This window comes from Duganella caerulea (assembly GCF_040362985.1).
Taxonomy (GTDB): domain Bacteria; phylum Pseudomonadota; class Gammaproteobacteria; order Burkholderiales; family Burkholderiaceae_D; genus Rugamonas; species Rugamonas vulcania.
Genome location: NZ_BPWJ01000002.1, coordinates 779,352 through 802,386 on the forward strand (window position 1 = coordinate 779,352; position 23,035 = coordinate 802,386).

The following is a 23,035-nucleotide window of genomic DNA, read 5'->3' on the forward strand; positions in this document are numbered from 1 at the left end:
CATTCTACTGCACTGTGACCGCGCTTTTACCACCGGCCGAAGGCTGCACCAGTATTTTTACGGCGATCCGCTCCGTCATTTCCTGCACGTGCGAGATCACGCCGACTTTGCGTCCCATCGCCTGCAGGCCGTCCAGGGCGTCCATCGCCACGCGCAGCGTTTCGGCATCGAGGCTGCCGAAGCCTTCGTCGATGAACAGCGATTCGACCCGCACGCGATTGGACGACAGCGAGGCCAGTCCCAGCGCCAGCGCCAGCGACACCAGGAACGATTCGCCGCCGGACAGCGAATGCACGGAGCGCATCTCGCCGCCCATGTCCAGGTCGCGCACCAGCAGCGCCAGCGACGGGCTGGCCGGATTGTTGATGCGCTCCAGTTGGTAGCGGCGCGCCAGGTGGTTCAGGTGGGCGTTGGCGTAGCCCAGCAGGACGTCCAGTGTGAACTGCTGGGCGTAGTTGCGGAACTTCTTGCCGTCGGCGGAGCCTATCAGGTCGTTCATGCGCGCCCAGCGCTGCTCGATGGTTTCCTGTTGTTCGATCTGCGCCAGCATGGCTTGCGATTGCCGGCGCTTGGCGTCGTCCTGCGCCAGCGCCAGTTGCAGCGCTGTCGCGTGGTCCTGGGCGGTGCCGCGCTCTGTGGCGAGCGCGTTCAGCGCTGCGGCCAGTTGGGCGATTGGCGACGGTGCGGCGGTGGGCGCATCATGGCCGCCATGTTCTTCGGCCGGCGGAACGTGCTCCTGCGATGCATGTGCCGGCGACGCACCTTCCGACGACGCATCTTCCGACGACGCGCGTTCCGGTGACGCACGTTCCGACGGTGCGCGTTCCGGCGGCGCGGACAGCTGGTGCTCGGCGCGCTGGCGCTGGCGTTCATTGAGCACGGCGGCGGCGTTGTCGGCGGCGCGGTCGATGGCTTGCAGCGCGGCGCGTTCGGCGTCCACTTCGTCTGCGGAATAGGCCAGCAGTTGGTGCAGGTGCTCCAGGTCGCGCAGGCCGGCGTCGGGCTGGCGCTGCTGGAATGCGGCGACCCAGTCGGACAGCTTCGCCGCCGCAGCGGCCGATGCGCCGTGCAGCGCCGCCAACCGTTGCGTAGCCTGTGCCAACGCCTCGTCGGCGCGCGCGCGGGCTTGCGCCGCCTGCTGCGCCGCGTTTTGCAGTCCCGCCAGCCGCTCCCTGGCGGCATCGATGGCGGCGTTGAGCGCCGCTTCGACATCGCGCACTTCCTTGCCGCCCCACAGGGCCATGCGCTGCTGCTGCATGTCCTTGAGCGCGGTGTCCACGCTGCTGTAGGCGACGCGGGCGTTGACGGCGTCCAGGCCGGCCCTGGCCTGCGCTTCGGCGAGCGCCTTCACTTCCAGCTCGATGGTTGCGATGGCGGCGGCGCGTTCGTCATGCGCCGCGCGCTGCGCCAGCCATTGCTTGCTCTCGGCCTGGCGGGCTTCGTGGAATCGGGCAGGGCCGGCTTTCCAGTCGTCCTTCCAGTCTTCGCTCGGAATGTCGCCGCCGCTGAAGGCCGGGTCAAGGTCGGAGAGCAGGCCGCTGAGCGTCAGCGCGATTTCGATGCGCTGATCGTCCAGCGCCTTGTATTCGGTGTTTGATTGGGCCAGCGCGGTCCGGGCATGCGCGGCGATGCCTTGCAGGCGCGCGTGTTCGGCGGCCGCCAGGTCGTAGGCGGATTGCGCCTGGTCGCGCGCGGTGCGGGCGGCGTGCAGATCCCGTTCCCGCCGTTCGACGGCTTGCAGCGCGTCGCGCACCTGCTCCAGCTGAGTGACGAACCAGCCGGTGCGTTCCGGTTCGGGCGGCAGCGATGCCGAAAACTCCGATGCCGCATCGCCTTGATCGGCGGCCTGCATGTGGCTTTGCCACGCGGCGGATACGCGCTCCAGCGCCTGCGCCACGGCGCGGCCCTCGCTGGCCAGCGCGTTCAATTGTTCAAGGCTGGCCTGCTCGGTGGCCCTTTGCGCCGCTTGCTGATTGACGTTGGCCTCCATCTGCTGGCGGCAGCGGACCACTTCCGCCTGGAACTCGGCCAGCATCGCGTGCAGGCCGCCGTCATCCTGCCGGTATGGATGCTCGTGCGATCCACAGACAGGGCAGGGTGTGTCGTCCTCCAGCGCGGCGCGCAGCGATTCCACGTTCTTGGCGCAGGCGGCTTCCGCCAGCTTCAGCGAACGCTCGGCCTGCGAGAAGACCGCCAGTATGCCGAAGCCTTCCTGCTGCGCGGCCTTCAGTTGAAGCTCCGCGGCGGCCACCGCCTGCCGCAGTTGCGCAGACTGCGCTTCAATATGTGCGTGGCGGGTTTGCCGCGCATCGAGTTCGATCCACAGTTTCTCCGCAGCGGCCAATCGATCACGGCGCTGTTCGAGGTCGTGGCGTGTGGCCTGCAGCCGGTCGGCGGGGAAGGCCGCCAGCGTGCGCGCCGCTTCCTGCCGTTGCGCGTCCAGCGTCTGCATGGCGGCTCCGGCGGCGGCCAGCTTGCCGCTGGCGTCGGCCTCCTCGTCGCGATGCGCCTTGGCGTTGCGCTGCACGCGGGCCAGCGCGCTGCCCAGCTTTTCTGCTTGCGACGCGGCCTGGCCGGCCTGCACGAACAGCACATCCCAGCGCTCCCACGATTGCGCCATCGTTTGCCATTGCTTGTGCTGCGCCAGCCAGGTGACGGCCGCCTCGTGTTGCGCGGCCAGGCGCTTGCGTTCATCCTGCCGCTCCTGCAGCGCGGCCCTGGCGACGACGTCCGCCTGGTCGGCCTTTTCGCACGCGGCGGCGGTTTGCCGGTAGGTCGGCAGCATGGCTTCGATGCGGGCGTCCAGCGCCTTGGCCTGGTCCAGCTGCGGCGCGGCGTTGCGTTGCGCGGCTTCCGATTCCTGCACTTGCGCCGCGGCCTGCGCTTGCGCCGCCGTGGCGCGTTCGAGCGCCTGTGCGGCGAGTACCGCGTCCTGGGTGCTGCTGGCAATGGTGGCCTGGGTGGCGGCGATGTCCGCGCCGATGCGGGCGATGTCGTCGGCGAGCGGGCGCGCCGGCTGCACCGCGGCGATGCGCGCCAGCGCGGTGCGGCGTGGCGCCGACGCTTCCACCTCGGCGACGGCGGCCTGGCAGGCTTGCTGCGCCAACTGTTCGTCGTCGGCCAGCTTCGCGGCCTGCTTGTGCCAGCGCAGTTCCTGTTCCAGCTCCAGCTTCCGCTGCTCCAGCGCCTGCAGGGCTTCGGCGGCGCTTGCGCGCTGTGCTTCCAGCTCGCCGCGCTGTTCAGCGCTCAGCGGCTTCTGGTCGGCCAGGCGGGCGATCAGGCTTTGCAAGGCCGCCTGTTCCTGCTTGGCGCGTTCGAAGGCGCGCATCGAGATCTCGGAATAGACGGTGCTGCCGGTCAGCGTCTCCAGCAGCTCGCCGCGTTCGTTGTCTTCGGATTTGAGGAATGCGGAGAATTCGTTCTGCGCCAGCAGCACGGCGCGTGTGAACTGCTCGAACGACAGGCCGATGCGCTTCTCGATTTCCACTTTGACTTCGGTCTTGGTGCCGCCTATCGGCTGCAGCGCCGGCAGCAGGTGCAGCGACATCTGAGTTGGCTGCAGCGCGCCTTCGGCCTTGGTGCGCGAGCGGCGCACGCTCCAGCGCGCGCGGTAGGAGGCGCCGTCGCTGCCGACGAAATCCACCTCTGCATGACCTTCGGCGGTGCCGCGCCGCAGCAGCGTGCGCGGGTCCTGTGTGGACACGGTTTCCGCACCGACGTCGGCCAGGTAGCTGCGTCCCGCGACTTTCAACAGGCGCGGCGTAGCGTCGTACAGCGCCAGGCAGAGCGCGTCGAGCAGGGTGCTTTTGCCGGCGCCGGTCGGGCCGCTGATCGCGAACAGGCCGGTCGATGCCAGCGGCTCCTGTTCGAAGTCCACGCCGAATTCGCCGGCCAGCGAGGCCAGGTTCTTGCCGCTGATTTTCAGGATTCTCATGGCTGCCTCGAAGTCAGCATGAGTTCCGTGAAGGCGCTCAGTTGGTCGGGCGGCGCGTCGTTGTCGAACCTTTGCCGGTACAGCTGGCGGAAGATGTCGTCCGGTTTGAGCTGCTCCAGTTGGTCCAGCGTCATCACCTCGTCGTCGATGGAGGTGTTGCGCGCCGCGCTCGATGTCTCGATCTTGGCCAGCCGTACAGGCTTGCCGTCCAGCGCCGCCTCGACCCGCGCGCGCAGGCCCGGTTCCGGCGCGTCCAGCAGGACGCGAACCTCAAGGAAAGGCTGTCGTTCAGGCTCCGCCTGCGGCAGGTCCAGCGCCGCCAGTTCCTCCAGCACCTGCGCCAGCGGCGCCGGTTTGGCCGGCACCCGCAGCAGCGCGACCGCGCGCGGCACCATCAGCGGCGTGATCTCGCGCACGACGGCGCCGTCGATGTCGATGCGCAGGATCTGGTGGCTGTATCCCACTTCCGCGAACGACAGCGGGATCGGGCTGCCGCAGTAGCGGATGTGCTGCTGCTTGCCGACGTTTTGCGCCAGGTGCAGGTGGCCCAGCGCGGCATAGGCGATGTCCGGCCCGAATATCCCGGCCGGTAGCATCTCGGTGCCGCCGATGACGATGCGGCGCTCCGAATCGGTGGACATCTGGCCGTCGACCATGTGGCAGTGGCCCATCGCCAGGATCGCCTGGCCGTCCTGGCGCCTGGACTGCGCCAGTTCCAGCGCCTGCTGGTAGAGCAGCGCGATGCCCGCCAGATAAGGATCAGGAGCAGGATCGGGAGCGGCAGCAGCATCGGGAGCCGGTTCGGAAGCCAGATCGTCGGCATCCCGCGCCGGCAGGCGTGGCACGTCGCCCGGCCGCAGGAAAGGCACGGCCAGGCACCAGGCCTCCACCGCGCCGCCGCGGCCAGTGAGCGGCAGCACCAGCGGTTCCAGGTCGATCTCGCCGTCGGCCTTGCGCTGCACGGTGCCGACCACCCGCGTGCCGTGCGCCTCCAGCAGCGGTCCCGGGGCCTCCAGCCGTCCCGGCGAATCGTGGTTGCCGGCGATGATGATGAGATTCAGGTGCGGCGCACGTTCCTTTGCCTGCCGCAGGAAACGGTACAGCTGCTTCTGCGATGCCGACGAGGGATTGGCGTTGTCGAAGATGTCGCCGGCGATCAGCAGCGCGTCGGCATGTTCGGCGGCTATGGTGTCCAGCAGCCAGTCCAGGAAGCACTGGTGCTCGTAGGTGCGCTCGAAATTATGCAGGGATTGGCCGAGATGCCAGTCGGAGGTGTGCAGCAGACGCATGAAGATGTGTAATCAAAACAGCCGGGAAGCGCACAATATAGCGCAAGATGGCGTCGGACGAGTTGATAAAAGTGGATACGCCGCCGGCTAGGCCGCGCTGCCGGCCGTCGCCGGCAGCGCCGGGCCGGCGCGATAGGTATTGCGGCCGGCCTGTTTGGCCTCGTACAGCAGTACGTCGGCGCGGTGCAGCAGCTCGGCCGGCGTGATGTCCTCGTCGCGGTAGAAGGCGAGGCCGATACTGGCCGAAATCGACACCACCGTGCCATCGAGATCGAACGGCGCCTGCATCGCGGCCACGATCTTGGCCGCCAGCGCCGCGGCGTCGTCGACGCGGGCGATGCGCTCCATGATGATGGTGAACTCGTCGCCGCCCAGCCGGGCGATGGTGTCGCTGGCGCGCATGGCGTGCGTCAGCCGCGCCGAAAACGCCTTCAGCAGCGCGTCGCCGACGCTGTGGCCATAGGTGTCGTTGACCGGCTTGAAACGGTCGATATCCATGTACATCACCGCCATCAGGCCATGGTGTTCGCGGCTCGCCTGCATGCTGTCCTGGAGCCGCTGCACGAAGCCGGAGCGGTTGGTCAGGCCCGTCAACGCGTCCACCTGCGAGAGCTTGAGCAGGCGCTGTTTCTCGCGCTTTTGCGCGGTGACGTCCTGCCGCATGACGTGGAAGCCGATCACGCTCACGCCGTCTTCGTCCATCTGCGGGATGTAGACCACCTCGAAGGTGCGGCCGATGGCGGAGTCGGGATCGTCCTCCTCGAAGGTCAGCGTTTCGCCGGCCAGCGCGCGCTTGATGTAGGGTGACAGGAAGCGGTAGCGCTCCTCGCTGATGGTGGTTTCCACGCCCTTGCCCAGCACCGACACGCCATTGCGGTTGAATTCCCGTTCGTAGGCCAGGTTGTGGAAGCGGTAGATTTCTTCCGAATCGATGTAGGCCACCATGGCTGGCAGCGTGTCGGCGATGGTGCGCAGGCGCGCCTCGCTCTCGCGCAGCGCCATCACGGACTTGCGCACATGGGTGATGTCGTCCACCGTGCCGACGTAGCCGTAGACCTGGCCGTCCACCACCATCGCGGCGATCTTGAACGAGATCCAGATCATCATGCCGTCCGGGTGCACGCAGCGCACCGTGTCCTGGTAGGGGACGCGGGTCTGGGCCATGTGCTTCAGGGCCGCCTTGAGCACCGGGCGGTCGTTAGGATGGATGGCGCGCATCCATGAATCGCCGAGCGATTCCTCGCGCGTCAGGCCGGTGATGAATTCGAAGGTGCGGTTGACGTAGGTGCAGTGGCCCTCGGCGTCCGCGCGGATCAGGCCCAGTGGCGAGGCGTCGTTGACGGCGGCCAGCTCCGCCTGGTTTTTGCGCATCGCCAGTTCGCTCTCCTTGCGCGGCGTGATGTCGCGCGTGGTCACCGCCACGCCTTCGTCGATGGCGACGATCTGGTGGTGCAGCCACAGATGGGCGCCGCCCGGCAGGTGGTCGGCTTCGAATTCCTCCTCCATCGGCCGGCCGGTGATCAGCACCGTCTTGTACTTGTCGATGTAGCCCTTGGTGTGCAGCGCGGGCAGCACTTCCAGCAGGCGCTTGCCTTTCAGTTCGGCGGCGGTGGAGCCCAGCAGCGTCGCGCCCCGCTCATTCAGGTCGGCGATGGTGAAGTCGACGATTTCTTTGGATGGTCCGCGCATGCGGCAGGCCTTGAACAGGTAGACCGCGTCCATGCTGGCGTCGGCCGCCGCGCGCAGCATGGTCTGGGCCTCGGTGATCATGCGCGCGCTGCGCCGCAAGCGGTGCGCCTGCTGCATCAGCAGGCCGACAAACAACAGCATCAGCACCGAGGCGGTGGCGGCGGCGCCGTAGTACATGTCGCGCCGGTGCGCAAAGCCTTCCATCGCCGACTGCACCGGATTGCCGACCACCGCCAGCAGCAGATAGCGCGGCATCTCGGCGTAGCCGTAGATGCGCTCGACGGCGTCGAACGGACGCGCCAGTAGCAGCTCGTCCTGCTGCGCGCCGTCCTGCGCGGCGGTGAAGTCGATCGAATCGCTGATGATCAACTGGTCGTCGACGCGCGCGGTGGACATGCCGTTCTCGCGGCTCACCAGCAGCACCGCGCCGCCGGGTTCGACGTTCAGCCGGTCGTAGTCCTCGACGAAGGTGGCCGGGTCGATCATCACCATGATGATGCCGGCGAAGTCGCCCTTGGCGTTGTTCAGCCGCCGCGTGATCATGATCTGCCATTTCTTTGTGCGCGGCTCGACCACCGGCGTCGACACCAGCGGCGTGTCGACCAGCGTGCCGGCGTGGTGCTGGAACAGCGCCTGGTCGTGCATGTCCGGCGGGAAGTAGCCATTGCGGCTGTCGATCAGGCGGCCGTCGGGGCCGACCAATGCCAGCGGCAGGTCCAGCTTGGACGGCAGCAGCGAATCGAGCAGGCCGTTCCTGCGGGTGAATTCGGCCAGCCGCAGCGTGCCACCGGTCTCCTCGAATTTGAGCTTGAACAGCTGGGTGGCATGGTCGACCTGGCGCAGCAGGTGGTTGGTGTGTTCGGCCAGCGTGCGCGCCTGCGACTGGTTGTGCAGCACTGCTTCGTAGCGGGCGGTCTGGCGCTCCTGGTCGAGCTGATAGGCCACCGCCGCCCACATGGCGGCCAGCAGCACCAGCGCAAACACGGGCAGCAGAACCGCGCGATACAGGCGGCGGAAAAAAATCACGATCGGGCGCGTGGCGGTATGGGTCATTGAAAGTCTGGGGTCACGGCGAAATCGAAGCTGCGCGACAATGTGGATATTCTGCACGGAAATGTCACGTTTGTGGCTCGCGAGTCAAAAAAAACCGCTTTCCGATCACAGGCAATGTTGATTTCTTTATTAGAATAGCGGTCATGACCGAATTGATAATCAGCCTGGCCGCGGCGCGGGCGCTGCACCTGGCGGCGCAGGGATTGCTGCAACCGCGCCGCCGCAAGGCGCGCCAGGCCGACGTGGTGGACGCGATCCGCCAGATGGGCGTGCTGCAGATCGACACCATTCATGTGGTGGCGCGCAGTCCCTACCTGGTGTTGTGGAGCCGCCTTGGCGACTATCCGCAACCGTGGCTGGAACAGGCGCTGGCGGCCGGCCAGCTGTTCGAGTACTGGGCGCACGAGGCCTGCTTCGTGCCGATCGAGGACTACGGCCTGTATCGCCACCGCATGCTCGATCCGGCGGCGATGGGCTGGAAGTATTCCGAGACATGGATGCGCGAACGCCGCGCCGAAGTCGACGCGGTGCTCAACCACATCCGCGTCAACGGGCCGACGCGCTCCTCGGACTTCGAACGCACCGATGGCCAGAGCGGCGGCTGGTGGAGCTGGAAGCCGGAAAAGCGTTCGCTCGAAGTGCTGTTCACCTCCGGCGCGCTGATGATCGCCGCACGCGAGAACTTCCAGCGCATCTACGACCTGGCCGAGCGCGTGCTGCCCGGCTGGGACGACCGCCGCATGCCGCACATGGACGACACCCGCCGCACGCTGGTGCTGAAGGCGGTCAAGGCGATGGGCTGCGCGCGCGTCGCCTGGATCAGCGACTACTTCCGCACCAAGCCGCCGCGCCTCGATCCGGCGGAGCTGGTGGAGCAGGGCGCGCTGCTGCGCGCGTGGGTCGACGACTGGGACGATCCGATCTACGTCCATCCCGACCACGCGCCGCTGCTGGAGGCCGCCGCCGCCGGCACGCTGGCGCCGACGCTGACCACCATCCTGTCGCCGTTCGATCCGGTGGTGTGGGACCGCCGCCGCGCGCTGGAGCTGTTCGGTTTCGATTACCGGCTCGAATGCTACACTCCGGCGGAGAAGCGCAAGTATGGCTACTTCACGCTGCCGATACTGCGGCGCGGCGCGCTGGTCGGCCGGGTGGACGCCAAGGCGCACCGGCGCGGCGGCGTGTTTGAACTGAAGTCGCTGGTGCTGGAGCCGGGTGTGCGCGTCAGCGACCGTTTCGTGCGCGACGTCGCCGGCGCCTTGCAGCGCCTGGCCAACTGGCACGAATGCCCCGAGATACGCATCGTCCACGCCGCGCCGGAAAGCTTCGCGCCGCTGCTGCGCGCCGCGCTGGATCACAACATCAAAGAAGAAATGGAAGCCGCATGATGGGAGTTCAATGAGCCTGCCCGCCGCCCCCCACAGCCTGCTGGGCCCCGACGGCCAGCCGCTGTTCGGCCGCTACGCCGGCCAGGTCGGCCACATCGACTGGAGCCGGCTGGCCGCGCCGTTCGCGCGCAACCGCCTGTGGCGCCGCTTCCACCACAAGCGCTGGCACTACGTCGCGCTGTGCACCGAACAGCTGTTCTGCGCGGTCGCCATCGTCGACCTGGGCTGGACCAGCACCGCGTTCGCCTACGCCTTCGACCGCAACGACGGCGACATGCTGGCCAACTTCGGCGAGAACGGCTTGCCCGGCCTGTCGGCGCGGCTGGCCGACCATGCCGGCGCGTCGAGCCGCTTCAAGACGCGCAAGAGCAGCATCGCCATCGACAGCCGCGGCGACGGCAGCTTCGGCGTGACTCTGCGCTGCGACTACCTGGAGATCGACGCCGAATTCGGTCCCGGCGCCTCGCCGCTGCTGCTGGCCACCGGGCCGGTGGCGCATGGCTCGGTGCATGCGACGCAGAAGTCGTCCGGCATGCCGCTGAGCGGCGAGGTGCGCACCTTCCGCGAGGATTACGACCTGGCCGGCGGCGTCGCCAGCTTCGATTACTCCAACGGCCTGCTGGCGCGGAACACCGCGTGGCGCTGGGCCTCGGCGCACGACCTGGAGATGGGCTTCAACCTGCAGTCGGGCTACTTCGGCGGCAACGAGAACGCGCTGTGGCTGGACGGCCAGGTGCACGCGCTGGCGCCGGCGCACTTCATCTACGACAGCAGCGATCCGCTGTCGCAGTGGCACATCTTCACCGAGGACGACCTGCTGGAGCTGTACTTCACGCCCGAGGGCGCGCGCCGCGACGACCAGAACCTGGTGGTGGCGGCCAGCCGCTACCTGCAGCCGGTCGGCACTTTCACGGGCTGGGTGCGCAGCGCGCCGGATCAACCGAAACGCGTGGTCACGCAGATGATGGGTGTGACCGAGGACCATGCTTCGCGCTGGTAGTCGCCGGTAAAACAGGAGCATCGCAGCATGAGCATCAGGAATCTCGACCGATTGTTCCAACCGCGTTCGGTGGCCGTGATCGGCGCCTCGAACAACCCGCAGCGCATCGGCACCCGCGTGCTGGCCAACCTGGCGCAGGGCGGCTTCGCGCGCGGCGGCGCGATCTGGCCGCTCAATCCCAAGTACCAGGTGCTGCACGATATGCCGTGCTACGCGCGGGTGGCGGCCTTGCCCTCGGCGCCGGACCTGGCGATCGTGTGTTCGCCGCCGTCCACCATTCCCGGCGTGATCGCCGAACTGGGCGCGCGCGGCACCCGCGCAGCCATTGTCATGACGGCGGGGCTGGACGGCCTGCGCGCCGGCAGCCGCAGCGTGCAGCAGGCGGTGCTCGATGCGTCCAGGCCTTACCTGATGCGCATCCTCGGACCGGGCAGCGTCGGCCTGCAGTCGCCGGCGGCGGGGCTCAACGCCAGCTTCACGCACATCGCCGCCGATCCCGGCAAGCTGGCCTTCGTGTCGCAATCGGGCGCGCTGGGGACAGCGGTGCTGGACTGGGCCAGCCTGCGCGGCATCGGCTTCTCGCGCTTCGTCACGATGGGCGAGGGCGCCGACGTCGATTTCGGCGACCTGCTGGACTACCTGGCCGGCGACGTCGAGACCGAGGCTATCCTGCTGTGCATCGAGGATGTCAGCAGTGCGCGCAAGTTCATGTCGGCGGGCCGGCTGGCGGCGCGCGGCAAGCCGGTGATCGTGCTGAAGGTGGGGCGCGACGCCGCCCCCGGCGCCGACCTGGTGTTCGACGCCGCGATCCGCCGCGCCGGCATGCTGCGCGTGCATTCCACCGAAGACCTGTTCGACGCCGTCGAGACGCTGGCGCGCCAGCGCCCGCAGCGCGGCGAGCGGCTGGCGGTGCTGACCAACGGCGTGGGCCTGGGCCTGATCGCGGCCGACGCGCTTGAATGCAGCGGCGCGCGGCTGGCGCCCCTGTCGGACGAGACCCTGCGCCTGCTCAAGCGCGCCGAGGCGCCGCTGGACAATCCCGTCAACCTGCTGGCCGATGTGCCGGTCGAGCGCTACACCAGCGCGGTCGAGGCGCTGCTGCGCGAATCGCAGGCCGACGCGCTGCTGTTCCTGCACGCGCCGACGGCCATGGTGGACAGCGGCCGGATCGCGGAGGCGGTGGCGCCGCTGATGCGCTCCGCGTCCAAGAATGTGTTGTCCTGCTGGCTGGGCGGACGCTCGGTGGCGGCCGCGCGCCAGGTGTTCGCCGACGCCGGGCTGCCCACCTACGACACGCCGGAAAAGGCGGTGCACGGCTTCCTGCAGATCGCCCAGTACCGCCGCAACCAGGAGCTGCTGATGGAAGTGCCGGCGCGCCTGCCCGCCACCTCGGCGCCGGAGCGCGCGGCGGCGCGGGCGCTGGTGGCGTCGGCGCTGGCGTCCGGGCGTGGCACTTTGTCCGACCAGGATGCGCGCGCGCTGCTGTCGGCCTACGGCATCGCGCTGGCCACGCCGCAGCAGGCCGCGCTGACCGGCCACACGCTGGCCGCGGCCCGCATCCAGACCGGCACCGATCCGGTGTTCGGACCGGTGGTGTTCTTCGGCCAGGGCGGCATCGCGGCCGAGGTGGCGGCCGACCGCGCCGCCGGCCTGCCGCCGCTGAACATGGTGCTGGCGCGCGACATGGTCGGCCGCACCCGCGTGGCGCGCCTGCTGGCGCAAGGCCAGACCGAGGCCGACGCCGACGCGCTGTGCCGCACGCTGGTGCAGGTGGCCGATATGCTGGCCGACCTGCCGCAGCTGGCCGAACTCGATCTCAATCCGCTGCTGGCCATCGGCGGCGGCGTGGTGGCGCTGGCCGCGCAGGTGCGGGTGGCGCCGGCCCGCAGCGGCGGCGAGCTGGCGATCCGTCCCTATCCGCTGGAGCTGGAGCAGGAGCTGGACTGGCAGGGCGGACGCATCCTGCTGCGGCCGATCCGGCCGGAGGACGCGCCGCAGCACCAGCTGTTCTTCGCGGCGCTGGACCCGGACGACGTGCGGCTGCGCTTCTTCACCGCCATGCGCGAGCTGCCGCCGTCCCAGCTGGCGCGGCTGACGCAGATCGACTACGACCGCGCCATGGCCTTCATCGCCACCCGCAACGGTCCGGGCGGCGAGCCGGAAACGCTGGGCGTGGTGCGCGCCGTGGCCGACGCGGACAACCAGTCCGCCGAATTCGCCATCATCGTGCGTTCCGATTTGAAAGGGAAGGGGCTGGGCTACATCCTGTTCCAGAAACTGGTCGATTATTTCCGCAGCCAGGGCACCGGCGAGATCGTCGGCGACGCGCTGGCGGAGAACCTCGGCGTGCAAAACCTGGTGCGCCATTTCGGCGGCGTGGTTTTGCCGCATCCTGAAGCGGGCATGGTGCGGCTACAGTTGTCGTTGCGATAGCATTCGCGGCCGGGTTGTTATATATTGATGTGTATAACGCCAGGCCCTGAATTTGTTCTAGGTCAAAGCGTGTTTGTCGGCTTTATTTACACTTTTACTTCCGCTCTTTGCCGCCCATCCGGGCGTTTCGCAACTTCAGCCTTGGGAGTCAGAATGTTAACTGCCACATATACTCTGGTAGCGCTGTCGGTGGAACACGCGAGTGTCCGCCTCAGTTTGTTATCTTTCCAAAAGTATGTGCGCTCCACGCTGATGCATCAGAACAGCATCACTCTTTCGCAGCTGGAATACGCCTGCGAAAACCTCAACAGCCTCTACCAGGCCTGCCACTGGCGCAAAACCGAGATGTACCTGATCCCCGCGCTGCGCGAGGCGACCGAGCGCGCCGACCAGCTGCTCGACGAGCTCAACCGCCTGAACCAGGCGGCGCTGCTGTCGATCCGCATGCTGCAGGAAAAGCTGGGCTCGGTGGCCGATGTGCGCGAGGACCAGGTCAACCTCATCTGCGAAAGCATCGAAACCTTTTGCTCCTCGCTGCTCAAGCGGCTGGAAAAGGAAGAGCAGGAGCTGTTCGCGATCGCCCGCCACGCGATCGCCGGCGAAACCTGGTTTTCCATCGCGAATCAATTGATGATGCATGACAAGCATCTGGAAGAGATGAAGCGTGCCGGCATGGTGCCGGTGGCGGCGGTCGAGGCGGCCAAGCCGAAGGCGGTGGCGGCGCGCAACCTGGCCGGCTCCCTGCGCGTGGTGGACGACGGCCAGATCAGCATTCCCGGCCTGCAGGTGCTGCCGGTGATTAGTGTCGAGGAAAGCGAGGCGCAAGCTGCGCCGGCGCCGCATGTCCGTTCCACCCGGCAGTTGCCGGCGATGAAATAACCGCCTAATTAGCATACGCTTCAAGCAAATTCCCCTTGCTTTGCTATGATGGTGGTTTTAGCCATCTCATAGCGCACCATGTTCGATTTCATCTTCAAGCGAACTACCGACCAGGCGGCCGATCAACAGGCCGCCGAGGCGACTCCCGAGCAGGGCGCCGCCGCTGCCGCATCGGCCAGCCGCCGCGAGGAACAGGCCCAGCGCGCCGCCTCGCTGGCGGGCGACGAGGCCGCCGCCGTCGAGCTGATACTGCAGAGCGAATTCGCCGGCGTGCGCCTGGCCGCCGCCGAGCATGTGCAGTCGCAGCCGCAGCTCGAACGGGTGCTGCAGGCCATGCGCAACACCGACCGCCGCGTCGCCAAGCTGATGCAGGGACGGCTGGACGCGATCCGCTATCAGCAAGCCGAGCAGCAAAAAGCGCAGGCCTGCCTGGAGCTTGCCCAGCGCCTGCTGCAGGATGAGAAGCTGACCCCCAACCAGGTGGCCGACCTGGACCGCCAATGGCAGATCACCGCGGCCGTGCCGGCGCTGGCCGAACCGTACGCCGCCGCGCGCGCCGCGCTGGCGGCCCGGCTGGAAGCGCAGGTCAATCTGCAGCGCACCATCATCGACGCCATGGCCGCGCTGCGCCAGCTGCCGTCCGCCGGCCTGCCGCCGGAGGAAGCGCAGCAGGCGCTGGAACGCCACGCCGCCGCCCAGGCCGAATACCAGCAAGCCCCCGAACACAACGCCTTGCCCAAGCATCTGCTGAGCGACTACGCGCAGGCGCTGGAGCAGAGCCGCGCCGCCTTGTCGGCAGCGAGCCAGCGCGCCGCTGCCGCTGTCGAACCCGAAGCCGCACCCGCCGCGCCCACCGCCGAAGCGGCCGCCGAGGCACCAGCCGCGCCGGCGCCCGCCGCGCGCGAGCCGAAGAAACCGGCCGCGCCCAAGGAAACCGACAAGAAATTCCTCGAAACGCTGGACGCGATGGAAGCCGCGCTGGAGCAAGGTTTGTTGCACGCCGCCGCCGATCACGACAAGTGGCTCAAGGAGCACAAGACCCGCTTGACGCCGGCCCAGACCGACCGCCTGAACCACGTTCGCGCCGAGTTGAAGCGGCTCGGCGACTGGGCGCGCTGGGGCGGCAACGTCTCGCGCGAGGAGCTGGTCAAGGCGGTCGAGGAGCTGCCCGCGCAGGGTCTGGCGATGAGCGAACTGGCCAAGAAGGTCGGCAGCATGCGCGAACGCTGGAAGTCGCTGGACGCGGTCTCCGGCCACGCGCCCAAGAGCCTGTGGGAGCGCTTCGACAGCGCCTGCACCGCCGCCTACGCGCCGGCCGCCGCCCACTTCAAGCAGCTGGCCGACGAGCGCCACGCCAACGCCGCCAAGGCCCAGGCGCTGATCGACGAGACCCGCAACATGGCCGCCGCCGCCGTGGCGGAGGGCGCGGACCTGAAGAACGTGGCCGCCGCCGGCCAGCGCCTGCGCCAGATGTGGGGCCGCCTGGGCACCATCGACCGCAAGGAAAAGCGCAAGCTCGATCAAGCCTTCGACAAGGCGCTGGCGCAGATGCTGGCGCCGTTGGCCGAACAGCGCAAGATCGAAACCGCCAAGCGCGAGCTGCTGATCGCCGAGGCGGAGCAGATGCAGCCGGGCGACCGCCACACGCTGGATCACCTGCGCCGCTTGCAGGAGCGCTGGCAGGAGCAGGCCAAGGCGCTGCCGCTGGAGCGCAAGGCCGAGCAGGCGCTGTGGCAGCGATTCCGCGCCGCCTGCGATGCGATCTTCGCCAAGCGCAAGGAGAGCGCGCACGCCGCCGACCACGAACGCAAGGCCCACCTGCATGCGCGCGAGGCGCTGTGCAAGGAACTGGAAACGGCCACCTTCAGCGGCGAGGACAAGGCGCAGCTGGCGGCCATCGCCAAGACGCTGCGCGACGCGGCGGCGGCCTGGCATGCCGCAGGCGCCGTGCCGCGCGCATCGGAAGCGCGTATCCAGCAGCGCTATCAAGCTGCGGTGGCGGCGGTGCAGGGCCAGGCCGACGCGATCAAGCGCCGCGCCGGCGCGGCCCAGGCCAATGCGCTGCGCGACAAGCTGCGCCTGTGCCAGGCGCTGGAGAGCGCGATCGGCACGCCGGACGACGGCGCGGCCATCGACGGCGCCGACTGGCAGAGCCGCTGGTCGGCCTTGCCGCCGCTGGCGCCCGACTACGAGCGCGCCCTGCACGGCCGATTCAACGCGGCGCTGGGCGCGTTGGACGGCAAGCGCGGCGCCTACGCCGAGCAACTGGAGCGCAACCGCGCCAAGCTGCTCGATGAAGTGCTGCGGCTGGAGATCGTGGCCGGCGTCGACAGCGGCGCCGAGTTCGCGCGCGAACGCCTGAAGATGCAGGTCGAGGTGCTGCAATCGTCGCTCAAGTCCGGCCAGAAGCCGCAGAGCGCCGGCAGCGCCTACCTGCAGCTGTGCGCGATGCCGGCCCTGGCCGACGACCGCACCGCCAGCCGCATCGAGCAGCTGTTCCGCCGCATCGGCGCAGCGGAGCGCGCATGAGCGCCGACAGCGTCCGCATCCAGACCGGCGACTTCGACCTGAGCGCCGAGCTGGCGCAGCTGCGGGCCGCCAATCCCAAGGTGGGCGCCGTGGTGTCGTTTGTCGGCACCGTGCGCGACCTGAACGAGGGCGCCAGCGTGGCCGAGATGGAGCTGGAACACTACGCCGGCATGACCGAGCAATCCATCCAGACCATCATCGAGCAGGCCAAACAGCGCTGGCCGATATACGGCGCGCTGGTGATCCACCGCGTCGGGCCGCTCAAGCCGCTGGACCAGATCGTGCTGGTGGCGGTGACCTCCGCCCACCGCGGCGAGGCCTTCGCCGCCTGCGAATACATCATCGATTACCTGAAGACCGAAGCCCCGTTCTGGAAAAAAGAACAGACCCCTGACGGCGCCCGCTGGGTCGACGCCCGCGTCAGCGACGATGTTGCATTGAAGAAATGGAGCACTGCCGCGTAATTTGATGTGGGTCATGGATTTGTTAAATAAAAAGGCGTCTCCTTGAAACTTGATCGCACACCCCTATGTAGGCGATAAGTTAAATTAATTGGAGCAATTCCATGCGGCAAGACAAACTCACCACCAAACTCCAGGAAGCCCTGTCGGACTCGCAGAGTCTGGCCGTAGGCAACGACAACCAATACATCGAACCGGTCCACCTGCTGACCGCGCTGCTGAACCAGAGCGACGGCAGCGCGCGCTCGCTGCTGCAGCGCGCCGGCGTCAACGTGGGCGGCCTGACCAAGGCGCTGGGCGCGTCGCTCGAGCGCCTGCCCAAGGTGTCCGGCAACGGCGGCGACGTGCAGGCCGGCCGCGAGCTGGTCTCCGTGCTGAACCTGGCGGACAAGGAAGCGCAGAAGCGCGTCGACCAGTTCATCTCCAGCGAGATGGTGCTGCTGGCGCTGACCGACGATAAATCCGACGCCGGCAAGCTGGCGCGCGAGAACGGCCTGACCCGCAAGTCGCTGGAGGCGGCCATCGACACCGTGCGCGGTGGCGCCAAGGTCGACAACGCCGACGCCGAAGGCCAGCGCGAGGCGCTGAAAAAATACACGCTGGACCTGACCGAGCGCGCCCGCGCCGGTAAGCTCGATCCCGTGATCGGCCGCGACGACGAGATCCGCCGCGCCATCCAGGTGCTGCAGCGCCGCTCCAAGAACAATCCCGTGCTGATCGGCGAACCCGGCGTCGGCAAGACCGCCATCGTCGAGGGCCTGGCGCAGCGCATCGTCAACAACGAGGTGCCCGATTCGCTCAAGGGCAAGCGCGTGCTGTCGCTGGACATGGCGGCGCTGGTGGCGGGCGCCAAGTTCCGCGGCGAGTTCGAGGAACGCCTGAAGGCCGTGCTCAAGGAGCTGGCCATGGACGAGGGCCAGACCATCGTCTTCATCGACGAGATGCACACGATGGTCGGCGCCGGCAAGGCCGAGGGCTCCATGGACGCGGGCAATATGCTCAAGCCTGCGCTGGCGCGCGGCGAGCTGCATTGCGTCGGCGCGACCACGCTGGACGAATACCGCAAGTACATCGAGAAGGACGCCGCGCTGGAGCGCCGCTTCCAGAAGATCCTGGTCGACGAGCCGTCGGTGGAGGCCACCATCGCCATCCTGCGCGGCCTGCAGGACAAGTATGAGCTGCATCACAAGGTCGCCATCTCGGACGCCGCCATCATCGCCGCGGCCGAGCTGTCGCACCGCTACATCACCGACCGCTTCCTGCCCGACAAGGCGATCGATTTGATCGACGAAGCCGCGTCCAAGATCAAGATCGAGATCGACTCCAAGCCGGAGGTGATGGACAAGCTGGAACGCCGCCTGATCCAGCTGAAGATCGAGAAGGAAGCCGTCAAGAAGGAGAAGGACGAAGGCTCGCGCCGCCGGCTGGACCTGATCGAAGAAGAGATCGCGCGCCTGCAGCGCGAGTTGAACGACTACGAGGAAATCCTCAAGGCCGAGAAGGCGGTGGTGCAGGGCAGTACCCACATCAAGGAAGAGATCGACCGCATCAAGCTGCAGATGGAGCAGGCCACGCGCGAGAGCAACTGGCAGCGCGTGTCGGAACTGCAGTACGGCCGCCTGCCCGAGCTGGAAGCGCAGCTCAAGCAGGCCGAGAGCATCAACGCCAAGGAGGGCGCGCCCGCGCAGCCCAAGCTGCTGCGCACCGAAGTCGGCGCCGAGGAAATCGCCGAGGTGGTGTCGCGCGCGACCGGCATCCCGGTCTCGCGCATGATGCAGGGTGAGCGCGACAAGCTGCTGCACATCGAGGAGAAGCTGCACGAGCGCGTGGTCGGCCAGGACGAGGCGATTTCCGCCGTCGCCGACGCCATCCGCCGTTCGCGCGCCGGCCTGTCCGATCCGAACCGTCCGTATGGTTCGTTCATGTTCCTCGGGCCGACGGGCGTCGGCAAGACCGAGCTGTCCAAGGCGCTGGCGGGCTTCCTGTTCGACACCGAGGAATCGATGATCCGCATCGACATGAGCGAATTCATGGAGAAGCATTCGGTGGCCCGCCTGATCGGCGCGCCGCCCGGCTACGTGGGCTACGACGAGGGCGGCTACCTGACCGAGGCCGTGCGCCGCAAGCCGTACAGCGTGATCCTGCTCGACGAGGTGGAGAAGGCGCATCCGGACGTGTTCAACGTGCTGCTGCAGGCGCTGGACGACGGCCGCATGACGGACGGCCAGGGCCGCACGGTGGACTTCAAGAATACGGTGATCATCATGACCTCCAACCTGGGCTCGCACAAGATCCAGGCGATGGAGGATGCCGATCCCGGCGTGGTCAAGCTGGCGGTGATGGCCGAGGTGCGCTCGCACTTCCGTCCGGAGTTCGTCAACCGCATCGATGAAATCGTCGTGTTCCACGGCCTTGATGAGAAGAACATCGGCGCCATCGCCAAGATCCAGCTGGCGATCCTGGAACAGCGCCTGGCCAAGATGGAGATGACGCTGGCGGTCACCGATGCGGCGCTGCAGAAGATCGCCGAGGCGGGCTACGATCCGGTGTATGGCGCGCGGCCGTTGAAGCGGGCGATCCAGCAGCAGATCGAAAATCCGCTGTCCAAGCTGATCCTGCAAGGCCGCTTCGGTCCCAAGGACACCATCCAGGTCGACGCCGTGAACGGGGAGCTGGTCTTCAGCTGATCATTCGGCTAGTGATGGACGATGCGGTTGCGCCCGCCATGCTTGGCGCGGTACAGCGCATCGTCCGCCCGTTTCAGCACATCCTCGATTGAGGTGTCGCCGGGCAGCATCTGGCTCAGGCCGCCGCTGATGGTGGCGCCCTGGCCCAGCGTGCCCAGTTCCCGCAGCTGCTCGGCGATGCGCTGGCGCAGCCGCTCGGCGATCGGCATCGCCTGTTCCCAGGTGGTGTGCGGCATCAGGATCACGAACTCGTCTCCGCCCAGCCGCGCCGGGAAATCGGTGGTGCGCAGCTCGCGCCGGCAGACGTCGGCCGTGACCTGGATGGCCTTGTCGCCGCTCAGGTGGCCGTAGCGGTCGTTGATGTCCTTGAAATTGTCGATGTCGAAGATCAGCACCGAGGCCGGCGTCCGGTAGCGGGCGTGCAGGCCGTGGCTGTCGTTGAGGGCCTGCATCAGCTTGCGGCGGTTGGCCAGGCCGGTCAGCGCGTCGGTCTCGCTCTGCATGCGCAGCAGGGCCTCCAGCTTCTTGCTGGTGGTGATATTGCTCGCCACCCACAGCACGGCGTCCTCGCCATCCACCTGATAATCCAGCGCCTGCGCGCGGCCTTCGAACCAGATCGTGTCGTCCGGGCCTTCGCTTTCCAGGCCCTTCACGTCCTTGCGGTTGAGCTGGTACTCGACCACGTGCAGGCCACGCTTGGCCAGCGCGACGGCGATCTGCGCCAGGAACCAGGCCGCCTTCTCGGCGTTGAGGACGTCGCCGATGCGCTTGCCCACCAGCGAACTGCCGTCGTGGTAGTAGCGCGCGTCGGTGCCGCCAAACAGGGCCGCGTATTTGCCGCTGCGCGTGAAGATAAACGCCGGGTCCGGCAGCGCTGCAAGCAGCGCGGCGATCTGTTCGGTCGTGAAGAGTGACAGGTCTGTCATCCGATAGCGTTGTTCCAGTTGTTGAGTTTCCACTAATGTACCGTACTTTCGTCCAAGACAACGTTAACGGTGCGCAAATTGAAAACTTGACCGATTATCTATTTTTCAGCAAAAAAAGATGTGGGCGTGCTGCCGAAGGTTTTCTTGAACATGGCCGAGAAGGCCGACTGGCTGGCATAACCGAGCTGCGCGGCCACCTGCGACAGCGGCACGCCGCGCGTGATCAGCGGCGCGGCGTGGGCCAGCCGCACGTGCTGGCGCCACTGGCTGAAGCTCATGCCCAGCTCGCGCTCGAACAGGCGCGTCAGCGTGCGCTCGGACGCGCCGACGCGGCCGGCCCAGGCCTCCAGCGTCAGCTCGGCGCCGGGATCGGCGATCAGCGCGTCGCACAGGGTTTTCAGGCGTTTGTCGTGCGGCAGCGGTACCCGCAGCGGACGGGCGGCGCAGCGCGGCACTTCGTCCAGGATCATCTCGGACAGCAGTTGCTCGCGTTGGGATTGCTCTTCCTGGTCGTGCTGCTCCAGCGTGGCCAGCAGCTCACGCAGCAGGCTGGACACTTCCACCACCTTGCAGGCCTCGGGGAAGGGCGAGCGGCTGGCGTGCACGCACAGCGGGCGCAGCCGGGTCGGCTCCAGCACCGTGATCGCGTGCTCGACATCCGGCGCGATCCAGATGGCACGATGCGGCGGCACGATCCAGCTGCTGTGGTTGGCCGTCACGCGCATCACGCCCTGCATCGCGTAGGTGAACTGGCCCCACGGGTGGTGGTGGGGCAGCAGCACGGCGTCGGCCGGCAGGTCGCGGCCGGACATGGTCAGCGGCCGGGCGGGGGTGGGGAATTCGCAATTCCAGTTGAACTGCGTGTGCGTGACGACGGAAACCGGCATGGCGGATTGGCGACAAATGTTGACGCTCTATCTTAAATCAGACTGCCGCCAAATGCTTACACTGTGCTTTCTTTTTTAACAGGGAGGCGGTATGAACGATACATCCTTGCTGCGGCAGGACGCCCGGGTCATCGGCCTGGTCGGGCTGGCGCATGGCACTTCGCACTTTTACCACGTGATCCTGGCGGCGCTGATTCCCTGGCTGAAGCCTGAATTCCAGCTCAGTTATGCCGAGCTGGGCCTGCTGATGACGGTGTTCTTCAGCGTGTCCGGCGTCGGGCAGGCGATGGCCGGTTTTGTGGTCGACCGCTACAGTGCGCGCGCCGTGCTGTTCAGCGGCATCGCGCTGCTGGGCTTGTCGGCGGTGATGCTCTCCAGCGCGCACAGCTACGTGCAGCTGATGCTGGGCGCCTTCCTGGCCGGTTGCGGCAACAGCGTGTTCCATCCGGCCGACTACACGCTGCTTAACCAGCGGGTATCCAAGGCGCGGCTGGCGCATGGCTTTTCGGTGCACGGCATCAGCGGCAATATCGGATGGGCGATGTCGCCACTGTTCCTGACCTTCGTGGCCAGCCGCACCGACTGGCGCACGGCGCTGCTGAGCGCGGCGCTGCTGCCGCTGGCGGTGCTGGCGCTGCTGGTCTGGAACCGCCATGCCTTGCGCCCCGAGCCGGCGCCGGTGCCGGTGGCTGCTGCATCCGGGGCGGGCAAGGGTGGCGCGCTCGGCTTCCTGCGGCTGCACGTGGTGTGGATGTGCTTTGCCTTCTTCCTAATCTCGGCGGTGGCGCTTGCCGGGATCCAGAGCTTCGCGGCCACCAGCCTGGTGAGCCTGTACGGCATGTCGCTGGCATGGGCCACCACGGCCTACACCGCCTTCATGATCGCCTCGGCGGTGGGCATGCTGTACGGCGGCTTCCTGGGCGCGGGCAGCCGCCATCACGACCGCATCATCATGCTGGCGTTCGGCTCGGCGGCGCTGATGGCGCTGCTGATGGCGGCGGCCGTGGTGCCGGCCTGGATGGCGGTCGTCCTGATGGGAGCGATCGGCCTGGTGACCGGCATCTCGGGGCCGTCGCGCGATTTGCTGATACGCGGCGCGGCGCCGGCCAACGCCACCGGACGCGTGTTCGGCGTCGTGTATTCCGGCCTGGACAGCGGCCTGGCGCTGGGCCCGCTGCTGTTCGGCGCGCTGATGGACGCCAACCATCCGTCCGGCGTGTTCGTCGGCATCGCCGTGTTCCAGGCGCTGGTGATCCTGACCACGATCGGCGTGGGCAGCAAGACGCGCGTGGTGGCCGTGCCGAAAACAGCATAGAATCCTTGCTACCTTTAACAACTGTGCGGGACGATGATGAGCTTTGCAACCACCGATTTATGCGACGATAACGCCAATCTGCTGGAGGATGGACGCCTTGCCGTGCTGCCGCCGGTCTTCCGCCACTTCGGCAAGCAGATGCGCTTTTCCGGCCGCGTGACCACCCTCAAGGTGCATGAGGACAATGCGCTGGTGCGCTCGATGCTGGAAACCCAGGGCGGCGGCAACGTGCTGGTGATCGACGGCGGCGGCAGCCTGCGCCGCGCGCTGGTCGGTGGACAGCTCGGCCTGCTGGCGCAGGATAACGGTTGGGCCGGCATTATCGTCGACGGTTGCATCCGCGACACCGACGAGATCAATTCCTGCGAGATCGGCGTGCGCGCGCTGGGCGCCCATCCGCAAAAAAGCAGCAAGAAGGGCGCCGGCGAGCGCAATGTGCGGGTGCACATCCAGGGCGTGCCGGTGCAGCCCGGCGACTGGATCTATGCCGATGCCGACGGCATCCTGGTGGCGCAGCAGATGCTTGCCTGAGCCTGAAAAAAAGCATTTTCAAAATGGAAACTTC

The 23,035-nt window shown here is 67.5% G+C and carries 14 protein-coding genes; 9 read left to right on the plus strand and 5 right to left on the minus strand.

The features are described 5' to 3' along the window. Positions 1–4: 4 nt before the first annotated feature. The 3 genes from ACUJB0_RS08405 to ACUJB0_RS08415 all read right to left on the minus strand — a co-directional run bounded on the left by ACUJB0_RS08405 (position 5) and on the right by ACUJB0_RS08415 (position 7,965). On the minus strand, positions 5–3,934 hold the full coding sequence (locus ACUJB0_RS08405; protein WP_444844818.1) for an AAA family ATPase: 3,930 nt from the start codon (positions 3,932–3,934) through the stop codon (positions 5–7). Beyond that, positions 3,931–5,223: an exonuclease SbcCD subunit D C-terminal domain-containing protein gene (locus ACUJB0_RS08410; RefSeq protein ID WP_444844819.1), complete on the minus strand. Its 1,293-nt coding sequence runs from the start codon at positions 5,221–5,223 to the stop codon at positions 3,931–3,933. The genes ACUJB0_RS08405 and ACUJB0_RS08410 overlap by 4 nt, the downstream gene beginning before the upstream one ends. Positions 5,224–5,310: 87 nt before the next feature. Then, the gene (locus tag ACUJB0_RS08415) at positions 5,311–7,965 is read right to left on the minus strand and encodes a sensor domain-containing diguanylate cyclase (RefSeq protein ID WP_444844820.1); all 2,655 of its coding nucleotides are present in this window, start codon (positions 7,963–7,965) and stop codon (positions 5,311–5,313) included. Positions 7,966–8,108: 143 nt separating this feature from the next. Here ACUJB0_RS08415 and ACUJB0_RS08420 point away from each other — a divergent pair, with 143 nt between their 5' ends. The 7 genes from ACUJB0_RS08420 to clpB all read left to right on the plus strand — a co-directional run bounded on the left by ACUJB0_RS08420 (position 8,109) and on the right by clpB (position 19,342). Then, positions 8,109–9,353, plus strand: a complete 1,245-nt coding sequence (locus tag ACUJB0_RS08420; protein ID WP_444844821.1) for a winged helix-turn-helix domain-containing protein — start codon at positions 8,109–8,111, stop codon at positions 9,351–9,353. 10 nt (positions 9,354–9,363) lie between these two features. Continuing rightward, on the plus strand, positions 9,364–10,353 hold the full coding sequence (locus ACUJB0_RS08425) for a DUF2804 domain-containing protein (protein ID WP_444844822.1): 990 nt from the start codon (positions 9,364–9,366) through the stop codon (positions 10,351–10,353). Positions 10,354–10,380: 27 nt separating this feature from the next. After that, positions 10,381–12,786 (plus strand): bifunctional acetate--CoA ligase family protein/GNAT family N-acetyltransferase, encoded by a 2,406-nt coding sequence (locus ACUJB0_RS08430; RefSeq protein WP_444844823.1) that lies wholly within the window; start codon positions 10,381–10,383, stop codon positions 12,784–12,786. Positions 12,787–13,038: 252 nt separating this feature from the next. Further along, the gene (locus tag ACUJB0_RS08435; protein WP_254452198.1) at positions 13,039–13,665 is read left to right on the plus strand and encodes a hypothetical protein; all 627 of its coding nucleotides are present in this window, start codon (positions 13,039–13,041) and stop codon (positions 13,663–13,665) included. A gap of 78 nt (positions 13,666–13,743) precedes the next feature. Next, complete coding sequence (locus ACUJB0_RS08440; protein ID WP_444844824.1) at positions 13,744–16,194, plus strand: DUF349 domain-containing protein; 2,451 nt, start codon at positions 13,744–13,746, stop codon at positions 16,192–16,194. Next, positions 16,191–16,658, plus strand: a complete 468-nt coding sequence (locus ACUJB0_RS08445) for a molybdenum cofactor biosynthesis protein MoaE (protein WP_444844825.1) — start codon at positions 16,191–16,193, stop codon at positions 16,656–16,658. The genes ACUJB0_RS08440 and ACUJB0_RS08445 overlap by 4 nt, the downstream gene beginning before the upstream one ends. Before the next feature lie 101 nt (positions 16,659–16,759). Next, positions 16,760–19,342, plus strand: coding sequence for an ATP-dependent chaperone ClpB (gene clpB, locus ACUJB0_RS08450; RefSeq protein WP_444844826.1), 2,583 nt, complete (start codon positions 16,760–16,762; stop codon positions 19,340–19,342). A gap of 8 nt (positions 19,343–19,350) precedes the next feature. Here clpB and ACUJB0_RS08455 read toward each other — a convergent pair whose 3' ends face one another. Both ACUJB0_RS08455 and ACUJB0_RS08460 read right to left on the minus strand, forming a co-directional pair. Next, entirely contained in the window at positions 19,351–20,268 is a 918-nt protein-coding gene (locus ACUJB0_RS08455; protein ID WP_444844827.1) for a GGDEF domain-containing protein, read from the minus strand. A 98-nt stretch (positions 20,269–20,366) separates the two neighbouring features. Beyond that, positions 20,367–21,155 (minus strand): AraC family transcriptional regulator, encoded by a 789-nt coding sequence (locus ACUJB0_RS08460; RefSeq protein WP_444844828.1) that lies wholly within the window; start codon positions 21,153–21,155, stop codon positions 20,367–20,369. Positions 21,156–21,246: 91 nt separating this feature from the next. On the opposite strand from ACUJB0_RS08460, the gene ACUJB0_RS08465 reads away from it, so the two are divergent. Together ACUJB0_RS08465 and rraA are read left to right on the plus strand one after the other, a co-directional pair. Further along, positions 21,247–22,470 carry an MFS transporter gene (locus tag ACUJB0_RS08465; protein WP_444844829.1) on the plus strand — a complete coding sequence of 408 codons (1,224 nt, stop codon included), beginning with the start codon at positions 21,247–21,249 and terminating at the stop codon, positions 22,468–22,470. Between the two features lie 36 nt (positions 22,471–22,506). Then, positions 22,507–23,001, plus strand: coding sequence for a ribonuclease E activity regulator RraA (gene rraA, locus ACUJB0_RS08470; protein ID WP_444844963.1), 495 nt, complete (start codon positions 22,507–22,509; stop codon positions 22,999–23,001). Positions 23,002–23,035 lie beyond the last annotated feature (34 nt).

Excerpts from the sequence above, each read along its gene's own strand:
- ACUJB0_RS08440 (WP_444844824.1), top strand. The coding sequence starts at position 13,744 with ATGTTCGATTTCATCTTCAAGCGAACTACCGACCAGGCGGCCGATCAA.
- ACUJB0_RS08420 (WP_444844821.1), top strand. The coding sequence starts at position 8,109 with ATGACCGAATTGATAATCAGCCTGGCCGCGGCGCGGGCGCTGCACCTG.
- ACUJB0_RS08410 (WP_444844819.1), bottom strand. The coding sequence starts at position 5,223 with ATGCGTCTGCTGCACACCTCCGACTGGCATCTCGGCCAATCCCTGCAT.
- ACUJB0_RS08455 (WP_444844827.1), bottom strand. The coding sequence starts at position 20,268 with ATGACAGACCTGTCACTCTTCACGACCGAACAGATCGCCGCGCTGCTT.
- ACUJB0_RS08465 (WP_444844829.1), top strand. The coding sequence starts at position 21,247 with ATGAACGATACATCCTTGCTGCGGCAGGACGCCCGGGTCATCGGCCTG.
- ACUJB0_RS08460 (WP_444844828.1), bottom strand. The coding sequence starts at position 21,155 with ATGCCGGTTTCCGTCGTCACGCACACGCAGTTCAACTGGAATTGCGAA.
- ACUJB0_RS08430 (WP_444844823.1), top strand. The coding sequence starts at position 10,381 with ATGAGCATCAGGAATCTCGACCGATTGTTCCAACCGCGTTCGGTGGCC.
- rraA (WP_444844963.1), top strand. The coding sequence starts at position 22,507 with ATGAGCTTTGCAACCACCGATTTATGCGACGATAACGCCAATCTGCTG.
- clpB (WP_444844826.1), top strand. The coding sequence starts at position 16,760 with ATGCGGCAAGACAAACTCACCACCAAACTCCAGGAAGCCCTGTCGGAC.
- ACUJB0_RS08415 (WP_444844820.1), bottom strand. The coding sequence starts at position 7,965 with ATGACCCATACCGCCACGCGCCCGATCGTGATTTTTTTCCGCCGCCTG.
- ACUJB0_RS08445 (WP_444844825.1), top strand. The coding sequence starts at position 16,191 with ATGAGCGCCGACAGCGTCCGCATCCAGACCGGCGACTTCGACCTGAGC.
- ACUJB0_RS08405 (WP_444844818.1), bottom strand. The coding sequence starts at position 3,934 with ATGAGAATCCTGAAAATCAGCGGCAAGAACCTGGCCTCGCTGGCCGGC.
- ACUJB0_RS08425 (WP_444844822.1), top strand. The coding sequence starts at position 9,364 with ATGAGCCTGCCCGCCGCCCCCCACAGCCTGCTGGGCCCCGACGGCCAG.
- ACUJB0_RS08435 (WP_254452198.1), top strand. The coding sequence starts at position 13,039 with ATGCATCAGAACAGCATCACTCTTTCGCAGCTGGAATACGCCTGCGAA.